Raw genomic sequence first — 3550 nt, 5'->3', positions numbered from 1 at the left:
TTCGTCGATGGCGCTGTTCCTGCAACGGCGGCGGTTGGCGAAAGCGGGCGCGCATCCGATCTCCCCCCTTGCGGGGGAGATGGCCGGCAGGCCAGAGGGGTTGTCTCGCGTAGAGCGCCAGCTTTGTTTCTCGCCACGGAAAGCGCCGGCGCTCCACGCGCGGCGACCCCCTCTGTCGCCTTTGGCGACATCTCCCCCTCAAGGGGGGAGATTGGCCGCTTCAATTGCCCCAGATGCCCTGGCCCGGATCAGGCCAGGCCTGAGATGGCGGCTGCCCGGTCGTCATCGAGGTGTCGACATTGGCCGGCTTGGCTGCCTCATGCTTGCGGATCGAGGCGGTGAGCCCGCGGTCGACGCCGGCAGTCGGCTGGTTGGCGCTGTCGGCGCCGTAGTGGTCGCTGCCCGCGAAGGCGGAGCCCATGGCGAGAAGCAAGGCGGCGGTGGTGAGTGCGATCCTGGTCATTTCAAAAGTTCCTGTCGTTGCGTTTGGATGGGAGTTTTCGAGGAAGGGTCGTGTGCAGTCACTTGCCCCACAGGCCGTCGCCATTGTGCCGGGCGATCATGTCGGCGACCGTCTCGCCGGAGCCGGTCGCCACCGAAGCCTGGTGATGCGCCACGTCCCGCACGCGGATCGAACTGGTCATCATATGATCGGCGCCGGCGGTCTGCTGGTTGGCACCGTCGGAGCCGTAATGGTCGCTGCCGGCAGAGGCGCTGCCCATGGCAGCGAAGAGCATGGCGGCCGTGACGAATGCGATCCTGATCATCTCAGTGTTCCTTGTCCTGTCGTTTCATCGGCGGCGCCTTGGGAGGATGGCCCCGCTGCCGACAAAGACCCGGAACGGCCCGGATTTATTCCCGGGCGAAATCTCTTCTTCGCTGGTCGTTTCGCCACCGCGGCCGTGAGCTCACCCGAAAAAACTCATCTCGAACAATGGATTAGAAGGAGCTTCCATCCGGCTGATTCAGGCCGCCCCATAGCCGGCTCCAGAAAAAAGCGGTGGGGCGAACCCTCGTCCCTACAGGCATCACCGCTTCGTGATGAATGCTCGATCGAACGCATGCAAAAGCCGGCCCAACGGATAGCCGGCGCTACAAAAACAGAGCGGCGGGACAAGCCCGCCGCTTTGAGGTCTATCGAAGATCGGAACCGGTTAGCGGTTGCCGAACAGGTCGCGGTCGGCGCCCTGGGTCAGCGGCTTCTGGACATTCGCATCCGACTTCTTGACCGAAGCGGTGTACGAGGTGTCGACCGAAGCGGCCGGCTGGTTGGCGTTGGCCGAGCCGTAGTTGTCGGAGCCGGCGAAAGCGGCACCGGTGGCAACGAGAAGGGCGGCCGCGGTAAGAGCGATCTTGGTCATTTTAGGTACTCCAGATTTGAATGTTGATGCTTGGTTGGTTCGGGACGGACGCCGGTTTAGCGGCCCCAGATGCCCTGGCCGGATTCCCGCTGGTTCTGATCGGGCGTGATCTTGAGATCGCGCTGTTCGAACTTGCGGATCGAGCCGGTGATGCTGCGGTCGATGTTGTCGCCGGACTGGGGCGTGACCGACTGGGTGACGGCTGGCTGGTTGACGTTGTCCGAACCGTAGTGGTCGCTGCCGGCGAAGGCGCTGCCCGTGGCAATGAGAAGAGCCGCAGCGGAAAGAGCAATCTTGTTCATTTTGGGTGCTCCAGATTTCAAAAGTCCTGTCCGTCTAGTGGCGTGCCTTGGTGGAAAATCGCGTCGCTCGGACAATACCGAAATGGGTCGGTCCTGTTGCCATTTCCAATCACGAAAATTTGTGAACCGAACCGTTCGGTTCGACCTTTAATTTGCGTGAGCGGCGCAGTTGCCACATTCTTCTTATGCAATATCAATGGCTTGCAGAAAGGGCTGCGCGATATAGCCCCACGGATCAGCCAGCCAGCGTTCAACTCGACTACACGAACCGTCAACATAAATTGAACCGAACGGTTCGGTTTTATCCCCGATTCAACCAATGAGTCGGCTCAACAGCCGCCGTGACGCGGTCGTGACTGCGGAGGAGCCGGAGTTTGCCTTGTAGGCGGATCGATATTATCGGTTGCTTCGAGGATCGAATTCGGACGCCGCCGCGCGCTCGCCGGGGCCGGTGCCGTCCCTGGAGTGAACAACGACAGAGATGCGGCTCCTGCTTGTCGAAGACAATCGCGAATTAGCCGATTGGCTGAGCAAGACGCTGCGCCAGGCGAGCTATGTCGTCGATGTCGTCCATGACGGCGAGGATGTCGAGCATGCGCTGGCGGCCGGCGACCATGCGCTCATCATTCTCGACCTCGCGCTGCCGCGCATGAGCGGGATGGAGGTGCTGAAGCGGCTGAGAGCGCGCGGCAACCCGGTGCCGGTGATCGTGCTCACCGCCAATGCCAGCCTCGACGGCCGGGTCAAGGGCCTCAACGAAGGCGCCGACGACTATCTGGCAAAGCCGTTCCAGATCGAGGAGTTGGAAGCGCGCATTCGCGTGCAGTTGCGCCGCGCCAACGACCGGACAGCACCAATCATTTCCTGCGGCGACCTCGTCTTCGACACCAACACCAGGCTGTTCTCGCTTGCCGGCGAGACGCTGGCGCTGACGCCGCGCGAGCATGCGGTGCTGGAGCAACTGGTGGTCAAGGCCGGGCGCACGGTGAGCAAGGCGGCGCTGTCAGCGGCGATCTATGACTTCGAAACCGACGCCGACCCCAGCGCCATCGAGATCTATGTGCATCGGCTGCGCAAGAAGCTGGAAGGCTCGCGCGTTCAGATCGCCACCTTGCGCGGCCTCGGCTATCTGCTGCGCCATGAAGACTAGTTGCGATGCGGATTAACAGCCTCCGCCTGCAATTGCTGGCCTGGGTCGTGCTGCCGCTGGCCGGGCTCGCTACCGTCAATCTGTGGACCAGCCATGGCAATGCGCTTGCTACCGCCGATCTGGTCACCGATCGCATGCTGCTCGGATCGGCCCGAGCGATCGCCGAGCAGGTGGCGATGGACGACGGCGTGCTCTTTGCCACCATCCCGCCGGCGGCGCTCGAGATGTTCGATACAGGCGACCGCGACAGCGTCTACTATCACGTCGAGACCGCCGGCGGACGCCTGCTCACCGGTTATCCCGACCTGCCCCAGGCGTCGCAACGCGGCAGCATCGAAGCTTCCTACCGCGATCGCCGGCTCCGCCTCCTGACCCTCAGCCAGGCGGTGATCGGCGCCGGCGCGGATTCACCGATCAAGGTCACGGTGGGCGTCACGCTTGCCGGGCATGACGCGATGGTGAAGCGTCTGTGGCTCAGCGCCTTCGCCCAGCAGTTGGCCCTGGTAGCGATCGCCGGCGTGTTCGTGCTGCTTGGCCTGCACCGCGGCCTTGCGCCGCTGATCCGGCTCCGCGATGCCGTGCGTTCGCCAAGCCGCAGCGAGCTCGACCCGGTCGAGGTTCCCGGCGCGCAAAGCGAGATCAGGCCGCTGATCGACGCGCTCAATGCCTATATGGCGCGCGTGCGGGCGCAGATGGCGGCGCAGCGCCGCTTCATTGCCAATGCCGCGCACCAACTG

Annotated in this window: 6 protein-coding genes; 2 read left to right on the top strand and 4 right to left on the bottom strand. The window is 63.5% G+C overall.

Translation table 11 applies throughout. The annotated features are described in order from the left end of the window. Window positions 1-220: 220 nt before the first annotated feature. The 4 genes from EOA29_RS29205 to EOA29_RS29190 all read right to left on the bottom strand — a co-directional run bounded on the left by EOA29_RS29205 (window position 221) and on the right by EOA29_RS29190 (window position 1663). Window positions 221-463, bottom strand: coding sequence for a DUF680 domain-containing protein (locus EOA29_RS29205; RefSeq protein ID WP_126095448.1), 243 nt, complete (start codon window positions 461-463; stop codon window positions 221-223). Window positions 464-521: 58 nt separating this feature from the next. Further along, window positions 522-767, bottom strand: a complete 246-nt coding sequence (locus EOA29_RS29200; RefSeq protein ID WP_126095449.1) for a DUF680 domain-containing protein — start codon at window positions 765-767, stop codon at window positions 522-524. A gap of 387 nt (window positions 768-1154) precedes the next feature. Next, the gene (locus EOA29_RS29195) at window positions 1155-1361 is read right to left on the bottom strand and encodes a DUF680 domain-containing protein (protein ID WP_126095450.1); all 207 of its coding nucleotides are present in this window, start codon (window positions 1359-1361) and stop codon (window positions 1155-1157) included. Between the two features lie 56 nt (window positions 1362-1417). Next, entirely contained in the window at window positions 1418-1663 is a 246-nt protein-coding gene (locus EOA29_RS29190) for a DUF680 domain-containing protein (protein ID WP_126095451.1), read from the bottom strand. A 481-nt stretch (window positions 1664-2144) separates the two neighbouring features. Here EOA29_RS29190 and EOA29_RS29185 point away from each other — a divergent pair, with 481 nt between their 5' ends. Both EOA29_RS29185 and EOA29_RS29180 read left to right on the top strand, forming a co-directional pair. Continuing rightward, window positions 2145-2813, top strand: a complete 669-nt coding sequence (locus EOA29_RS29185; protein ID WP_126095452.1) for a response regulator — start codon at window positions 2145-2147, stop codon at window positions 2811-2813. A 5-nt stretch (window positions 2814-2818) separates the two neighbouring features. Then, window positions 2819-3550, top strand: a 732-nt coding sequence (locus tag EOA29_RS29180) for a sensor histidine kinase N-terminal domain-containing protein (RefSeq protein ID WP_189479018.1), incomplete at its 3' end; no start/stop codon positions are given.

The organism is Mesorhizobium sp. M1E.F.Ca.ET.063.01.1.1 (assembly GCF_003998155.1).
Lineage (GTDB): Bacteria > Pseudomonadota > Alphaproteobacteria > Rhizobiales > Rhizobiaceae > Mesorhizobium.
Note: the sequence above shows the minus strand (reverse complement) of the source record. Positions and strands in the feature narration are given on the sequence as shown.

What these genes read in the sequence shown, in the direction of transcription:
- EOA29_RS29205 (WP_126095448.1), bottom strand. Translation starts at nt 463, where the DNA reads ATGACCAGGATCGCACTCACCACCGCCGCCTTGCTTCTCGCCATGGGC.
- EOA29_RS29190 (WP_126095451.1), bottom strand. Translation starts at nt 1,663, where the DNA reads ATGAACAAGATTGCTCTTTCCGCTGCGGCTCTTCTCATTGCCACGGGC.
- EOA29_RS29185 (WP_126095452.1), top strand. Translation starts at nt 2,145, where the DNA reads ATGCGGCTCCTGCTTGTCGAAGACAATCGCGAATTAGCCGATTGGCTG.
- EOA29_RS29200 (WP_126095449.1), bottom strand. Translation starts at nt 767, where the DNA reads ATGATCAGGATCGCATTCGTCACGGCCGCCATGCTCTTCGCTGCCATG.
- EOA29_RS29195 (WP_126095450.1), bottom strand. Translation starts at nt 1,361, where the DNA reads ATGACCAAGATCGCTCTTACCGCGGCCGCCCTTCTCGTTGCCACCGGT.